Genomic DNA, 15174 nt, shown 5'->3' with positions numbered 1-15174 from the left:
TTAAGCCGTGTAGGTGACGGCCTTGACCGCATCGATGACTTCGCCAACATTTGGCAGCGCCAACTTCTCAAGGTTCGCTGCGTAAGGCATGGGTACATCCTTGCCCGTGACGCGCAGGATCGGGGCATCGAGGTAATCGAAAGCCTTTTCCTGAACCTGGAATGCGATTTCGGAAGACACCGAACACATCGGATAGGCTTCTTCGACCGTTACGATGCGGCCCGTCTTGCGGACAGAAGCCAGGATCGTGTCGATATCGAGCGGACGGATGGTCCGAAGGTTGATCACCTCGGCAGAGATACCCATGCCGGCCAGCTCGTCAGCCGCCTTGAGCGCATAGGTCATACCAATGCTCCAGGACACGATCGTGACATCTGTGCCTTCGCGTTCGATCTTCGCCTTGCCGATCGGCGTGACGAAATCGTCCATGTCCGGGATCTCGAAAGACTGTCCGTAGAGAATCTCGTTCTCTAGGAAGATCACCGGGTTCGGATCGCGGATGGCGGCCTTGAGCAGACCTTTTGCGTCAGCTGCCGAATAAGGCTGAACGACCTTGAGACCCGGCACATGAGCGTACCAAGCCGCATAGTCCTGGCTGTGCTGCGCGCCAACGCGTGCAGCTGCGCCGTTGGGACCGCGGAACACTATCGGCGCTCCCATCTGGCCACCAGACATGTAAAGCGTCTTTGCCGCGGAGTTGATGATCTGGTCGATCGCCTGCATGGCGAAGTTGAACGTCATGAACTCGACAATCGGCTTCAGACCGGCCATGGCAGCACCGACACCGAGACCGGCAAAACCGTGCTCCGTGATTGGTGTGTCGATCACGCGCTTCTCGCCGAACTCGGCAAGCAGGCCCTGCGTGATCTTGTAGGCGCCCTGGTATTCAGCAACTTCCTCGCCCATGACGAAGACATCGCCGTCATTGCGCATTTCCTCGGCCATGGCATCGCGGAGCGCTTCGCGCACAGTTGACGACTTCATGGCTGTACCGGCCGGAATTTCCGGATCATCGGCAGGCTTGCTTTCGACCGGAGCTGCAGGAACCGGCGCGGCAGCAGCAGGTGCTTCGGCTGCAGGCGCCGGTGCGGCAGCGGCTGGTGCACTAGCGGCTGCGTCGAGCGCGCTGGCATCTTCGCCTTCCCCCAGAAGAATGGCGATCTTCTCGTTGACCTTGACAGCGTCCGTGCCTTCGGCGACCAGGATCTTCCCGATCGTGCCTTCGTCCACAGCTTCCACCTCCATGGTCGCTTTGTCGGTCTCGATTTCGGCAATCACATCGCCTGCGGAGACGGTATCGCCCTCGGCCTTGAGCCACTTGGCGAGCTTACCTTCTTCCATCGTCGGCGACAGCGCCGGCATCAGGATATCAATCGGCATGGTTTCCCCCCGCCTTAAAGCAGAATGTCGGTGTAGAGCTCGGAGGCATCCGGCTCTGGATCGGTCTGTGCAAATTCGGCCGCTTCGGCAACCCTTGCACGAATCTCTTTGTCGATGGACTTGAGGTCATCTTCCGACGCCCAGCCTGCATCGATGAGCCGCTTACGGACCTGTTCGATCGGATCATGCTCGGTCCGCATCTTCTGGACTTCGTCCTTGGAGCGGTACTTGGCAGGATCAGACATGGAATGGCCGCGATAGCGATAGGTCACCATCTCGAGAATGTACGGACCCTTGCCACTGCGGCAATGCTCAAGCGCCTTTTCAGAGGCAGCCATGACCGCCCGCACGTCCATGCCGTCGACTTGTTCGCCCGGGATGCCGAACGAGGCGCCACGCTGGGAAAGGTCAGTCGTCGCGGAGGAGCGCTCGACGCTCGTGCCCATGCCGTACTTGTTGTTTTCGATCACATAGACTACCGGGAGCTTCCACAGCTGCGCCATGTTGAAGCTCTCGTAGACCTGGCCCTGGTTGGAGGCGCCGTCGCCGAAGAACGCCATGGCGACATTGCCGTTTTCGCGATACTGGTTCGCAAAACCCAGCCCAGTTCCAAGAGAGACCTGCGCCCCGACGATACCGTGACCGCCGTAGAAGTGCTTCTCCTTGGAGAACATATGCATGGAGCCGCCCTTGCCCTTCGACAAGCCGCCCCGGCGACCGGTCAATTCGGCCATGACGCCCTTGGGGTCAAGATCCATCGCAAGCATATGACCATGATCGCGGTAGCCGGTGATCATCTGATCGCCATCAACCTTGGCCATCTGCATCCCCACCACGACGGCCTCCTGACCGATGTAGAGGTGGCAGAACCCGCCGATGAGGCCCATTCCATAGAGCTGACCGGCTTTCTCCTCAAAGCGGCGAATCAAAAGCATCTCGCGATAGGCGTGTAGCTCCTGATCCTTGTCGAACTCGATGATCGCTGGAGCGGCCGACTTGGCGGCTCCACGAGACCGGCTGGCGCTTCGTGCGCCTGTACCGGAATTTGTCTTTTTCGCTGCGGCCATATCCCTCATCTCAGGCTGACGTTTCCCTTATGGAAACCAAGCGGAAATTAACCTGCGACACTTGTCAATCCAAGCTCGCGCAGATTGGATGGTTGTAAGCTATAATCGGCTGTTTTCAGTAAGAAAATAAGGATAAACCTATTTCTGGTTAAAATGCTGAAATAAACTATCTTCTAGTTAACTTGAGCTCGAGCCGCCGATGGCCTCAGAATTGTCAGGTCGTTTTCATGAACGAGGTTGAGATTGAGCCTTGCACGCTCATCGACCATATCCGGGTCCAGGCTTTCTGGCCGAAGCAGGCTGACGCGAGCAACCAAATGTTGCCGTTCTGAAACAAGCGTATCGAGCTCTGCCTGCAGGTCTCGCACCTGATGCTCGATACGGGCGCGCCCGACCAGTCCCAACTCCCCGTTCAGCGCGTGAAAGCCAAAGTAGGCAAGCACCGACAAAGCGGCAACTGGAATGATCAAACGACGAAGTGCAGATTGTTTACGCTGGCGTGTGGTCGCGGACACGGATTGACCTTACTAGATACACAAATTGGCCTTGCGATGAGGATGGACCCCGTTGGTTAAAAGAGCGTTGAAGCAAATCAAAGCCAGTCGGATTGACCGCTAGAAATCAACAGGTTCCAACGCACATCACCTGATCTCAGACAGAACGGCTCGGCCTTGCCCCAGCCAGAAGATCCGCATGCTGCTTAATCAGACGGGCCAGACGGCTGACCACCGTCCGGATTTCCGACCGATGCCGGTCGTCATTGTTCATCACGATCCATTGCTGGTGACGTAGCTCCGTGATTTCCGGGCCCGCCCGTTCCAGGCCCGGCTCCAGATCGCCGGCCAGACACGGGAGAACTGCAATCCCCGCGCCTGCCAATGCGAGGTCCTTGAGATTGCGCGGCTGATTGACGGTCACGGTCACCTTGTCAGGCTGATTTTCATGAGGCCACTTTAGATAGGCCGAAACAGCGTCGTCCTTGCCGATGGCAAGCCAGGTGTCCCGGGTAGTGTCTGCGCTGTTTCTTGCACGATAGGCGGCATAGGCAACAGATCCTGCCCGTCGCGACGCGAGATTGGTCTCGTCGGGAGCAAACGCCCTGATGCCGATATCATTCTCTCGAAAGGCCAGACCCGCTCGTTGTTCGCCGATGCGAAGGTCGACCCGAAAATCATCTCTCAGGGTTCTCAGTGCCTGAAAGTTCTCTGAAAGCAGATGGGCCATCCAGGTACCGGCGGCTATACGGACGACGGCGTTCCCAGTTGAGATCCCCTGCCATGCATCGACTTTTCGAGCGCCAGCTTCGAGATCCTTGAGGTGATCAAGCAGCGCATTGCCATCTCCTGTCAGCTCATAGCCACCGGGGCTGCGGCGAAACAGGGCTCTGCCCAAACCCTGTTCGAGTTCAAGCATTCGTCGGCCAAGCGTCGCGGCACTCATGCCGGTGGCAGCAGCAGCTGCGCTCAGACCACCCTTCCGGGCGACTGCGATGAAGTCCTGATAAAGATCCCAGCTCACGTTTTTCATAACTGAAATACATGACCCAGTAATTGCGATATGTCACTTCAAATATGGAGACTAATAGATGTGATGGATTTCACCTGAAAGGTTCCATCATGATCCCCTATTTCGCGATCCACATGCACCGCTCCCGCCAGGCACGAGAGGACATGTCCGCACAAAAGCGGGCAGACGAAGAGGATGCCTTCTATCACGCTTACACGCCTCCGATCTGGCTGCGGATCTGGAACTGGTGGCGCGCAAGATGAGACCCACGTCCCAAGCTGCTTATGCCGGCTTAGAGCCCCCTAACCCGCTTCAGCCAGCCGCGCTAGTTTGGTCAGGACCGTGGCGGCGCCCTTCAAGCGGTCCTCGGTCTTCTCCCAATCGCGGGAGAGAACCACCTTCTGGTCCGGCCGGATTTTCGCCAAGACGCCTTGCTCGGCAATATAAGCGACGAGTGCTCCCGGATTGGCAAATTCGCTGTTGCGGAAGGTGATGACCACACCCTTTGGCCCGGCGTCCACCTTCTCGATGTTCGCCTTGCGGCAAAGCCCCTTGATGAAGACGATCTTCAGGAGATGCTGAACCTCCTCCGGCAGCGGTCCGAAGCGGTCGATCATCTCAGCGCCGAAGCTGTCGATTTCATCGGCTTCGGTCAGATCACCGAGGCGCCTGTAGAGCGTCAGCCTCAACTGGAGATCCGGGACATAGTTTTCCGGTATCAACACGGGTGTCCCGATGTTGATTTGCGGTGACCATTGCTCTTCACCTTCAACGCCACCATCCTTGAGCTGCGCAACCGCCTCTTCCAGCATTTGCTGATAGAGCTCGAAGCCGACCTCCTTGACCTGGCCGGATTGCTCTTCTCCCAGAAGATTGCCGGCGCCGCGAATATCCAGATCGTGGCTCGCCAGCTGGAAACCCGCTCCAAGTGTCTCGAGCGATTGCAGCACCTTGAGGCGCCGCTCGGCCGTCGTCGTCAATGTCTTATTCGCCGGCACGGTGAAGAGTGCATAGGCCCGCGTTTTTGACCGCCCGACCCGCCCACGAAGCTGGTAGAGCTGCGCCAGGCCGAACATGTCGGCCCGGTGAACGATCAATGTATTGGCAGTCGGAATGTCGAGGCCCGATTCAACAATCGTCGTCGACAGGAGCACATTGAACTTGCCTTCATAGAAAGCGTTCATCACGTCTTCCAGCTCGCCAGGTGGCATCTGCCCGTGGGCGACCGCCACCTTCAGCTCCGGCACGCTGTCTTCCAGGAACGCACGAATATCCGCGATATCGGCAAGGCGCGGACAGACATAAAAGCTCTGGCCGCCGCGATAATGCTCGCGCAGGAGGGCTTCGCGCACGACAAGAGGATCGAAAGGTGACACGAAAGTCCGCACCGCGAGCCGGTCAACCGGCGGTGTGGCGATCAGAGACAGTTCCCGAACGCCGGTCAGAGCCATCTGCAGCGTGCGCGGGATCGGTGTCGCAGAAAGGGTCAGCACATGAACATCCGACTTGAGCTCTTTCAGGCGTTCCTTGTGCTTGACGCCGAAGTGCTGTTCTTCGTCGATGATCAAAAGCCCAAGGTCTCGAAAGCTGACGGCTTTGCCAAGCAGGGCATGAGTACCAATCACAATGTCGATCGAGCCGTCTGCGATTCCCTTCTTGGTTTGGGTCAGCTCCCGGGTGGGCACCAGTCGTGAGGCATGCGCCACATTGATCGGCAGCCCGTGAAACCGCTCTGAAAAGGTGCGATAGTGCTGGCGAGACAAAAGGGTCGTCGGCACCACGACAGCCACCTGACGGCCTGACATAGCCGCGATGAAAGCTGCGCGCAAAGCCACCTCGGTCTTTCCGAAACCCACGTCACCGCAGACAAGCCTGTCCATGGGGCGGCCCGAGGCAAGGTCGTCAAAGACGGCATCAATCGCCGAAAGCTGATCTTCCGTCTCCTCATAGGGAAAACGGGTGGCGAACTCGTCATAGACGCCCTCGGGGGTCTCGACGACCGGCGCGGTTTTCAAGGCGCGCGCTGCGGCCGTCTTGATCAGCCCATCCGCAATTTCGAGAATGCGCTTCTTGAGCTTGGCCTTGCGCGCTTGCCAGGCGCCACCGCCGAGTTTGTCCAGCTGCGCCTCGGAATCCTCAGAGCCATAGCGTGACAGAAGTTCGATATTTTCAACCGGCAGATAAAGCCGGTCGCCGCCAGCATATTGCAGCTCGAGGCAGTCATGGGGCGCGCCGACCGCCTCGATGGTCTTCAGCCCGATGAAGCGGCCGATACCGTGATCGACATGAACGACGAGATCGCCTTCCGAAAGCCCGGTCGCTTCCGTGATGACATTGGCACCCTTGGCTTTCTTGCGGCTCTTGCGAACCAGTCTGTCGCCGAGAATATCCTGTTCACCGATGAAAGCCGTATCGGCCAGTTCGAAGCCGTGTTCGATCCCAAGGACGCAGAGCGCCGTTGTAGCCTTGGGCAGTTGCCGCGCTGCGTCGAGCGCATCAATTTCGGTTGTCGCGCCAAGCCCATGGTCCTTGAGGATTTGCCCTAGCCTGTCGCGGGAGCCATCGGACCAGCAGGCGATCACGGTCCGCTTGCCGTCTTTTTGCAGCGATTTCACATGATTGGTCAGCGCATCAAAAATATTGACGTCGCCGGCTGCCCGCTCGGCGGCAAATGTCCGACCTTGCCGACCGGAAAGATCAACGACCTGCTTGCCGGAGCCTGGAGGCGGCGTGAAGGGATCCAGAAGCGCGCTCGCTGCATCCGCAAGATTGCCGGTCCACTCGCTGTCTGAAAGGTAGAGCGCAGCCGGTTCAATCGGCATGTAAGGGACGGTGCCGGCAGATTTTCCAGCTTCCCGCGCCTCCTCGCGCGCCGAGTAATGTTCCTGAACCTGATCGGTCCGCTCGCGCACCACGTCGTTGGCTTTCGCGTCTAGCACCACCGGAGCGTCGCCAACGTAGTCAAACAGGGTCTCCAGCCGTTCATGGAACAGCGGAAGCCAGTGCTCCATACCGGCGTAGCGCCGCCCGTCGCTGACGGACTGGTACAGCACATCATCCCGGCTCGCAGCACCAAAGCTTGCCAGATAGCTCCGCCGGAAGCGTGAAATCGCATCCTCGGAAAGAACGACTTCGCTCATCGGCACCAGATCGAGCCGCTTGAGCTGCTTGGAAGTCCGCTGGGTTTCCGGATCGAAGGAACGGATCGATTCCAGAGTGTCGCCGAAGAAGTCTAGCCGTACCGGCTCTTCCGAACCAGGCGTGAAGAGGTCAACGATGCCCCCGCGAACCGCATATTCGCCCGTCTCGCGAACGGTCGGGGTTCTGGAAAAGCCGTTCATTTCAAGCCAGCTGGCGATCTCTGCCATGTCGATCCGGTTTCCCGGTGCCATGGAAAGCGCCTGTTTACGCATCCATTCGCGGTCGGGAACACGTTGAACAGCAGCGTTCACCGTCGTCATCAAGACGGTCTTCTTGTCGCCCGGCAATCCCTTGGCAAGCGCGCCCAGGGCCAGCAGACGGCGCGCGCTGATCCCCGGGTTGGGAGACACCCGGTCATAGGGCAAACAGTCCCAGGCGGGCAGCTGAAGCACTTCAATGTCGGGGTCGAAGAAGGGAAGCGCTTCGGTAATCATCTGCATGCGCGTGGCGTCGCGGGCGATGAAGACCATCGCGAGACCGCCCTGGTCGCTCTCTGCAAGGATCCGGGCCAGGGCATAGGCCTCGGCGCCGTCGGGCACACTGGCAAGCGTGATGTTGGCCCGGTCTTTCAACAGGCTTTCGAACACGGGCATCTTCCTTGTCGACGATGGGGCTGTCGCAACAGCCTATCTTGAGTGTTAGTCGGTGTTTTTGACGGAGCGGGCCGTGGCAATGGCCTCTTCGTGATAGGCGATGATAGATCTGTAGAGCGGACCGTCCCACTCGGCCGGCAGAGGCTTGCGGCCTGTCATCCAGGCGTAGAGATCCTGATCATGCGCCGTGAGCAGGTGCTCCAGCTCATCAAGCTCTTCCTCACGAAGTGTATCGATCTTGGCTTCGACAAAACCGCCGAGCAGCAGATCCATTTCCTTCATGCCCCTGTGCCAGCAACGGAACATGATCCTCTTTCGCCGATCGTCGCGAACGGCAGGGGCAGATTCGTCCGGCGTCTGGGGAGGCGTACCGCTCATGGCAAAGGTCCATTGAAGTTGAAGAGTTTGAACTGTTGGCCGCTATATAGCGCTCCTTCCCGGATCTGTCAGCGCCTCATCTGGAAAATGAGAACATATTGCGTACATCGCCGACTTCATGGCACAAAGGCCATCAGTCGTTATCGCCAATCCATGCCCTAGTGGCACGAGCGAAAGTCCTGCCGCCCTCATGCGCCCTTCGGTTCTCGATCCGCTGTTCGCTTCCGTGTCGACCCTGCCCGGTATCGGCCCGAAGATTGCCAAGTTGCTCACGACGTTTCTCTCCAGCCAGCCGGACCGCGAGGCCAGTGTCGCGGACCTGCTTTTCCATATCCCGCACAGCGTTATCGACCGCCGTCATCGTCCCGGCATTGCCTATTCGGAGAACGGCGACATCGTCACGCTCGACGTGACCGTTGACCGGCATCAGCCAGGTCCGCGTGGCGGCAAGGCCCCCTACCGCATCACTGCATTTGATGACACGGGATCGATCACCTTTGTCTTTTTCCATCCGCGCCGGGACTGGCTGGAAAAGATGTTCCCCGTTGGAGAGCGAAGAATCGTCTCCGGCAAGGTCGAGTGGTTCAACGAACGCCCGCAGATGGTTCACCCGGACTATGTCCTGGCTCCGGAAGAAGCGGATGCTATGCCGCCCCTGGAGCCGATCTATCCACTGACGGCCGGCCTGTCCCCCAAAACGCTGCAGAAGGCGATGGTCACGGCTTTAAGCCGGCTTCCTCAATTGCCGGAGTGGCTCAACGAAGCCCATCAGACCCAGAATCACTGGCCGGATTTTGCAGAAGCAGTCACGGTCCTGCATCAGCCAAACGAACAGCAGGATATTTCCGCCGAGTCGGTTTACCTGCAGCGTCTCGCGTATGATGAGCTGCTCGCCAGCCAACTCGCCCTCGCATTGGTGCGCACAAACATGCGCCAGCTGGGTGGACTTGTCCGCGCGCCCTCGGGAACCTTGCAGAACAAGGTCATTTCGGCCCTGCCCTTCACCCTGACCAGCAGCCAGTCAGCTGCAATCGACGACATCAATAAAGATCTGGCGGAGCCCACCCGAATGCTGCGGCTGCTTCAGGGCGACGTGGGCTCCGGCAAGACGGTCGTTGCGCTCGCAGCCCTGGCTCAGGTAATCGAAACAGGTGCGCAGGGAGCGCTAATGGCGCCGACCGAAATTCTCGCGCGCCAGCACTTCGCCTCCATGTCCCCGATTTGTGAAAAGATCGGTATCCGCCTCGCGCTGCTCACGGGCAAGGACACCGCGAAGGAGCGCCGGCTGACCCAGGAAAAGCTCGATGCTGGCGAGATAGATCTTGTCGTCGGCACCCATGCGCTTTTTCAGGGCAAGGTCACCTTCAAGGATCTCGCGCTTGTGGTCGTCGACGAGCAACATCGCTTTGGGGTCCATCAGCGCCTGGCTTTGTCATCAAAGGGCAAAGGCGTCGACGTGCTCGTCATGACCGCAACCCCGATCCCGCGCACCCTTGTCCTTACCTGCTTTGGAGATATGGATGTCTCGCGCCTGACCGACAAGCCCGCCGGCAGAAAGCCCATAACGACTGTTTCCGTTTCGCTGGATCGCCTGGAGGAAACCATCGGCCGCATTGGGTCTGCAGTCGCCGAAGGACAGAAAGTCTATTGGGTTTGTCCCTTGGTGGAGGAGTCTGAGAAAATCGACCTTGCAGCCGTCGAGGACAGACACCGCGTCTTGGAACAGGCGCTTCGTCAGCGTATTTCACTCGTCCATGGCCGCATGAGTGCGGATGAAAAAGACGCCGCCATGCAGGCTTTCAAATCGGGTGAGACGCGCGTCCTTGTCGCAACCACGGTGATTGAGGTCGGCGTTGATGTGCCGGATGCCACCATCATGGTGATCGAACACGCAGAACGTTTCGGCCTCGCGCAGCTTCATCAGCTGCGAGGGCGGGTTGGCCGCGGCGACAAGCCCTCCTCCTGCGTCTTGCTCTACAAGGGGCCTCTTGGTGAGACAGCCGGTGCACGTTTGAACATCATGCGTCAGACCAACGACGGCTTCTTGATCGCGGAGGAAGATCTGAAGTTGCGCGGCGGCGGAGAAATCCTTGGAACCCGCCAATCAGGGATGCCAGGGTTCCGTATTGCTCGGGCGGAGGATCACGCCGATCTCATGGAGGTCGCCAGAGACGACGCCCGGCTCATCCTTGAGACGGATCCGGAGCTCAAGTCAGAGCGCGGCAAGGCATTGCGTTGCCTGCTGTATCTCTTCGGCCGGGATGAAGCGATCCGATTGCTGCGCGCTGGTTGACCGGCCGCTGGCTCAGGTCGCCGATTTCTCTGGCATCGGGTCTTCGACGTAATCGGCCAGAACCTCCGGATAATTCGGGTTCACAAGACCAGCCGAGATAACGAGCTTGGCAGCGTCTTCGACCCCCATCGAAAGCTCAATCACGTCCTCGCGCGGCACAAACAATAGAAAGCCCGAGGTCGGATTAGGCGTGGTGGGCAGAAAGACAGAAACCGTCTCGGCCTTATCCTTGAGCCGGCGTGCAACCTCACCCTTGGTCTCAGTCGAGATAAAGACAATCGCCCAAAGTCCCTTGCGGGGATATTCCACCAGTGCCGCCTTGGAAAAGGAATTGCTGCGCTCGTCCAAAACTGTCTCGAAGATCTGTTTCAAGCCGCTGTAGAGATTGCGCACCAGCGGCATTCGATTGACGAGAGACTCGCCAACGGACAAGAGGCTGCGCCCGAGGAAGTTCGCCGCAAGAAAGCCGACAATCGTCAGGATCAGTATCGCGAGAATGAGGCCGAGGCCCGGAACCGGAAACGGAAGATAGGTCTCCGGATTGTACGCACGCGGGACAATGGGCTTCACCCAGCCATCAACCCACTGAATGAATGTCCACGTCAGCCAAAGCGTGATCCCGATCGGCCCCGTGATGACCAATCCAGTCAGAAAATAATTGCGCAAGCGTGTCGCGAACCGGCTCTTGGGCACGCTATGCGCCCCCTGTTCATCGCCTGACTGGTCCCGCTTCATGCAAATATCCTCAAACTGCGTCGAAACGCCATCGCATTCACGCCCCTGGTAAACTACATAATGTTTTCAGATGTGCTGCGGTATCCCACCTCAGCACTAAATTTTACGCGTTTCACTGGCTATTTTGCACCAATTGGAGGCAGCCCTTTGCGGCGCACCACGTTCAAGGTCCTCGGTTTAGGGTTCGTCCTCATTGGATTGGTCGGTGTCGTCCTGCCGCTGCTGCCAACAACTATATTCTTTATTCTTGCGGCAGCCTGTTTTGCCCGTTCGTCGCCAGAACTCGAAGCAAGGATCCTTCGCCATCCTCACATCGGCCCGCCAGTGAAAGCGTGGCGCGACCATGGCGTCATCCCGCCGAAGGCAAAGATGTTTGCGCTCAGTGGCATGGTCATTGGCTATATTGTCTTTTTTCTGACCAGCCAGCCACCACTGTGGCTGGCGCTGGTCGTCGCTGTTGTCATCGGCGCCTGTGCCCTCTACGTGGCGACGAGGCCCTCCTACCCCAGCTCGGAAAACTAGCGCTCCGGAAACGTTTCCTGCGCGCGACGCTAACATAGCCGTTTAAGTATCAACGATAAAACGCTGATTACGAGGGATTATGACCTATTCCACAGTCACCGACTTCGCGAGGTTGCGTGGTTGGTCAACATCCGTGCCCATAAAGACTGCAGTATGATACGAGATCATCTGGACTGGCAGCGCGTAGATGATTGGCGCAACGATTTCATGCACATCCGGCATGATCACCACATCCTGCGCGACATCACCGCTTTCAGCCGCACCCCGTTCGTCCGTGATGAGGATAATGCGCCCGCCACGTGCGGCCACTTCCTGCATGTTGGAGACAGTCTTCTCATAGATCCCGTCATGAGGCGCGATGACGAAGACCGGCATGTTTTCGTCGATCAGCGCAATCGGCCCATGCTTGAGCTCACCCGCGGCGTAACCTTCCGCATGAATGTAAGACAGCTCCTTGAGCTTCAGCGCACCTTCCATCGCGAGCGGAAAATTAGTTCCGCGGCCCAGATATAGGGCATCGCTGACCCGTGAAAGAGGCTGAGACAGGGTCTCGATCTTGATCTCGCTCTTCAGCGCCTGAACCGCAAGACCTGGAATAGCTCCCAGTGCCTCCACCAGCTCGGTCTCCTGGTCCTCATTCACAAACCCGCGAGAGCGGCCCGCGTGGATGGCAAGGGCCGCCAGTACCGCAAGCTGGCAGGTGAACGCCTTGGTTGAGGCGACCCCGATTTCAGGCCCGGCAATTGTCTGAAAGACAACATCGGACTCACGCGCGATCGTGCTTTCCGGCACGTTCACGACGGCCCCGATCTTGGCACCATTTTCCTTGCAGTAGCGAAGCGACGCCAATGTGTCCGCCGTCTCACCAGACTGGGAAATGAACAGCGCGAATTCGTTCTTGCCGATTGGCGTCTCGCGATAGCGAAATTCAGAGGCGACATCAATTTCGACTGGAAGTCGAGCGTATTTCTCAAACCAGTATTTTGCGACCAGGCCTGCATAATACGCCGTGCCGCACGCGGAAATCAGAATTCGGTTGAGGTTCGTAAAATCGATGGCAGCAGCGCCTGGAACGTCCACCTTGCGCGCACCAAGATCGATATAACGAGACAGGGTATGTCCGATTACTTCCGGTTGCTCGTGGATCTCCTTGGCCATAAAATGGCGGTAGTTCCCCTTGTCCATCAGCGCTGCCGTCACTGAAGAACGGGACTCTTGCCGGCTCACCTCATTGTTGTTTGCGTCGAACACGCGCGCGCCGTTGCGGTCGAGAACAGCCCAATCCCCCTCTTCCAGATAGGTGATGCGGTCAGTGAACGGAGACAGTGCGATCGCATCTGATCCCAGATACATCTCGCCGTCACCATGACCAATCGCCAGGGGTGAGCCTTTGCGCGCACCAATCAGGAGATCGTTGTCGCCATCGAACAAAAATGCCAGCGCAAATGCCCCTTTTAGCCTTGGGAGCACCCTGGCTGCGGCGTCTTGTGGTGAAAGGCCTTTGGCGAGCTCAGCGTTCACAAGATGGGCGACGACCTCAGTATCGGTCTCGGTCAGAATGTCGGCGCCGCCATCTTTGATCTCCTCGCGAAGCTCCAGATAGTTTTCGATGATGCCGTTGTGAACGACAGCGACCTTACCCGCCATGTGCGGATGCGCGTTGGCAACGCTCGGGCTGCCATGTGTCGCCCAACGGGTATGACCGATGCCGGACGTCCCACCAACAGGCGTTTTCTCGAGTGCGGCCTCAAGGTTGCGCAATTTGCCCTCGGCGCGGCGCCGGACCAAGCGGCCGCCTTCAAGCGTGGCAACCCCGGCGGAATCATAACCCCGGTACTCAAGACGCTTCAGCGCATCAACAAGCCGAGGCGCAACATCAGTAGATCCGAGAATGCCGACAATCCCGCACATAGAAAAATTCCTTGATCGTGAAAACGCCGATCACCCATAGCGGACGGGGCGCAATGAACTGAAATCAAACCCTGTTTCAGATCGTGACATGCAAGAGTAAGGATTTGGTTTGCCAAACCGGCAACTTCGACAAGGAGCGAAGTGAAGCGATCAGGATTTCTCTGCCTTGGCGGCCTTGAAACGCGCCCGGAGTTCCTCGGCACGTCCGCTCTTTTCAACCTGACGCCCACGCCCGATGACAAGGGAATTGTCTGAGACGGCTTCGGTCACCACACTGCCCGCGGCCACATAGACCCCCTCGCCCAGGGTCAACGGCGCCACAAGCGTTGAATTCGAGCCAACAAAACTGCCCGCGCCGATCTCGGTCTTGTGCTTGCCGAAACCATCGTAGTTGCACGTGATGGTGCCCGCGCCGATGTTGCTTTTCTCACCGACGGTGGCATCGCCGATGTAGCTCAAATGATTGACTTTTGCGCCAGCGCCAACAGATGCATTCTTGATCTCGACGAAGTTGCCGATGTGGCTGCCTTCGGCAAGATTTGCGCCCGGTCGAAGCCGCGCGTATGGACCCACGGTAGAGCCCTTGCCAACCGACGCGCCCTCAAGGTGGCTGAAAGCTCGGATGGTCACGCCGCTCTCGATGGAAACACCCGGCCCGAAGACAACGTTCGGCTCAACGGTGACATCGGGCTCGATTTCTGTGTCGTGAGAAAAATAGACCGTATCAGGGGCCTGGAGGCTGACACCATTGTCGAGAGCCATCTGCCGCATCCGTTTTTGAAACACAGCCTCGCAAGTGGCCAACTGTGCCCGCGTGTTGATGCCCTGGACCTCTTCTTCGTCGCCAGCAACCGCGACAACTTTGAGCCCCCGCCTTGACGCGATCTCCGGAGCATCCGTCAGGTAGAATTCACCCTTGGCGTTGTCGCTGCCAATTGCGTCCAGAAGATCCAACGCGACCTTGCCGTTAAAGCCCATGATGCCGGAATTGCAGAATGTGACCTTCCGCTCCTCCTCGCTGGCATCCTTTTCTTCGCGGATCGCCAAAAGCTTGCCGTTTTCAATCAGAAGGCGGCCGTAGCCGAAAGGGTTTGCGGCTTCAAAGCCAAGAACCGCGACATCCGCACCCGCTGCCAATTGATCCCGGACCTTGGAAATTGCGGCCGGTGTCACAAGCGGTGTATCACCGAAGAGGATCAGGACATCATCAGCCGGCACTTCCAACGCGCTGCGCGCAGCAAGCGCTGCATGGGCCGTGCCGAGCCGGTCGGTCTGCTGATGACAGCTCGCACCAGGTGCCAACCTTCCAACCAGCTCTTCCAAAGCTTGCATGTCGGGCCCGACGACCACCGCGATACGATCGGCGTCGGCGGCGTTCAAAGTCTTCAGCACATGCCCGACGATTGGCAGGTTGCCAATTGCATGCATCACCTTCGGCATTTCAGATCGCATTCGCGTTCCAAGGCCGGCGGCAAGAACAATTGGCAAGAAGCTGCGTTGAGACATTTCTAACGTTTCCCGATCATCAATTGACGGCCCGCAAGAAAGAGCCTGACAGCCCTTTGACGGTTTTCAGCGGCATGTATGC

At 58.4% G+C, this 15174-nt stretch carries 12 protein-coding genes; 3 read left to right on the top strand and 9 right to left on the bottom strand.

What is annotated here, in order from left to right; genetic code table 11:
* From IG617_RS06490 to IG617_RS06475, 4 genes are all read right to left on the bottom strand, one after another.
* Positions 1–1380, bottom strand: a complete 1380-nt coding sequence (locus tag IG617_RS06490; RefSeq protein ID WP_192108393.1) for a pyruvate dehydrogenase complex E1 component subunit beta — start codon at positions 1378–1380, stop codon at positions 1–3.
* A 14-nt stretch (positions 1381–1394) separates the two neighbouring features.
* Complete coding sequence (gene pdhA / locus IG617_RS06485) at positions 1395–2447, bottom strand: pyruvate dehydrogenase (acetyl-transferring) E1 component subunit alpha (RefSeq protein ID WP_192108392.1); 1053 nt, start codon at positions 2445–2447, stop codon at positions 1395–1397.
* 173 nt (positions 2448–2620) lie between these two features.
* A complete protein-coding gene (locus IG617_RS06480) occupies positions 2621–2962 on the bottom strand; it encodes a septum formation initiator family protein (RefSeq protein WP_192108391.1) in 342 nt (113 codons plus the stop codon).
* A 136-nt stretch (positions 2963–3098) separates the two neighbouring features.
* Positions 3099–3974, bottom strand: coding sequence for a LysR family transcriptional regulator (locus tag IG617_RS06475; RefSeq protein WP_192108390.1), 876 nt, complete (start codon positions 3972–3974; stop codon positions 3099–3101).
* 89 nt (positions 3975–4063) lie between these two features.
* Here IG617_RS06475 and IG617_RS06470 point away from each other — a divergent pair, with 89 nt between their 5' ends.
* Complete coding sequence (locus IG617_RS06470; protein ID WP_192108389.1) at positions 4064–4216, top strand: hypothetical protein; 153 nt, start codon at positions 4064–4066, stop codon at positions 4214–4216.
* 39 nt (positions 4217–4255) lie between these two features.
* Here IG617_RS06470 and mfd read toward each other — a convergent pair whose 3' ends face one another.
* Positions 4256–7747 (bottom strand): transcription-repair coupling factor, encoded by a 3492-nt coding sequence (gene mfd, locus IG617_RS06465; protein ID WP_209008292.1) that lies wholly within the window; start codon positions 7745–7747, stop codon positions 4256–4258.
* 45 nt (positions 7748–7792) lie between these two features.
* Positions 7793–8125 (bottom strand): FAD assembly factor SdhE, encoded by a 333-nt coding sequence (locus tag IG617_RS06460; RefSeq protein ID WP_192108387.1) that lies wholly within the window; start codon positions 8123–8125, stop codon positions 7793–7795.
* A 190-nt stretch (positions 8126–8315) separates the two neighbouring features.
* Between IG617_RS06460 and recG the strand changes: the two genes are divergently transcribed.
* A complete protein-coding gene (recG, locus tag IG617_RS06455; RefSeq protein WP_192108385.1) occupies positions 8316–10418 on the top strand; it encodes an ATP-dependent DNA helicase RecG in 2103 nt (700 codons plus the stop codon).
* Between the two features lie 12 nt (positions 10419–10430).
* Here the strand turns inward: recG and IG617_RS06450 are convergent, their stop codons facing one another.
* Positions 10431–11153: a DUF502 domain-containing protein gene (locus IG617_RS06450; protein WP_192108383.1), complete on the bottom strand. Its 723-nt coding sequence runs from the start codon at positions 11151–11153 to the stop codon at positions 10431–10433.
* Between the two features lie 60 nt (positions 11154–11213).
* Between IG617_RS06450 and IG617_RS06445 the strand changes: the two genes are divergently transcribed.
* Positions 11214–11675 (top strand): YbaN family protein, encoded by a 462-nt coding sequence (locus IG617_RS06445; RefSeq protein ID WP_192108381.1) that lies wholly within the window; start codon positions 11214–11216, stop codon positions 11673–11675.
* An 84-nt stretch (positions 11676–11759) separates the two neighbouring features.
* Here the strand turns inward: IG617_RS06445 and glmS are convergent, their stop codons facing one another.
* Complete coding sequence (gene glmS, locus IG617_RS06440; RefSeq protein WP_192108379.1) at positions 11760–13586, bottom strand: glutamine--fructose-6-phosphate transaminase (isomerizing); 1827 nt, start codon at positions 13584–13586, stop codon at positions 11760–11762.
* Positions 13587–13736: 150 nt separating this feature from the next.
* Entirely contained in the window at positions 13737–15092 is a 1356-nt protein-coding gene (glmU, locus tag IG617_RS06435) for a bifunctional UDP-N-acetylglucosamine diphosphorylase/glucosamine-1-phosphate N-acetyltransferase GlmU (protein WP_192108377.1), read from the bottom strand.
* Between the last annotated feature and the right edge of the window lie 82 nt (positions 15093–15174).

Origin of the sequence: Roseibium polysiphoniae, assembly GCF_014842925.1 — a bacterium.
Taxonomy (GTDB): Bacteria; Pseudomonadota; Alphaproteobacteria; order Rhizobiales; family Stappiaceae; genus Roseibium; species Roseibium polysiphoniae.
Note: the sequence above shows the minus strand (reverse complement) of the source record. Positions and strands in the feature narration are given on the sequence as shown.

What these genes read in the sequence shown, in the direction of transcription:
- glmS (WP_192108379.1), bottom strand. Translation starts at nt 13,586, where the DNA reads ATGTGCGGGATTGTCGGCATTCTCGGATCTACTGATGTTGCGCCTCGG.
- recG (WP_192108385.1), top strand. Translation starts at nt 8,316, where the DNA reads ATGCGCCCTTCGGTTCTCGATCCGCTGTTCGCTTCCGTGTCGACCCTG.
- IG617_RS06445 (WP_192108381.1), top strand. Translation starts at nt 11,214, where the DNA reads ATGTTTTCAGATGTGCTGCGGTATCCCACCTCAGCACTAAATTTTACG.
- IG617_RS06470 (WP_192108389.1), top strand. Translation starts at nt 4,064, where the DNA reads ATGATCCCCTATTTCGCGATCCACATGCACCGCTCCCGCCAGGCACGA.
- IG617_RS06450 (WP_192108383.1), bottom strand. Translation starts at nt 11,153, where the DNA reads ATGAAGCGGGACCAGTCAGGCGATGAACAGGGGGCGCATAGCGTGCCC.
- glmU (WP_192108377.1), bottom strand. Translation starts at nt 15,092, where the DNA reads ATGTCTCAACGCAGCTTCTTGCCAATTGTTCTTGCCGCCGGCCTTGGA.
- pdhA (WP_192108392.1), bottom strand. Translation starts at nt 2,447, where the DNA reads ATGGCCGCAGCGAAAAAGACAAATTCCGGTACAGGCGCACGAAGCGCC.
- mfd (WP_209008292.1), bottom strand. Translation starts at nt 7,747, where the DNA reads ATGCCCGTGTTCGAAAGCCTGTTGAAAGACCGGGCCAACATCACGCTT.
- IG617_RS06490 (WP_192108393.1), bottom strand. Translation starts at nt 1,380, where the DNA reads ATGCCGATTGATATCCTGATGCCGGCGCTGTCGCCGACGATGGAAGAA.
- IG617_RS06460 (WP_192108387.1), bottom strand. Translation starts at nt 8,125, where the DNA reads ATGAGCGGTACGCCTCCCCAGACGCCGGACGAATCTGCCCCTGCCGTT.
- IG617_RS06475 (WP_192108390.1), bottom strand. Translation starts at nt 3,974, where the DNA reads ATGAAAAACGTGAGCTGGGATCTTTATCAGGACTTCATCGCAGTCGCC.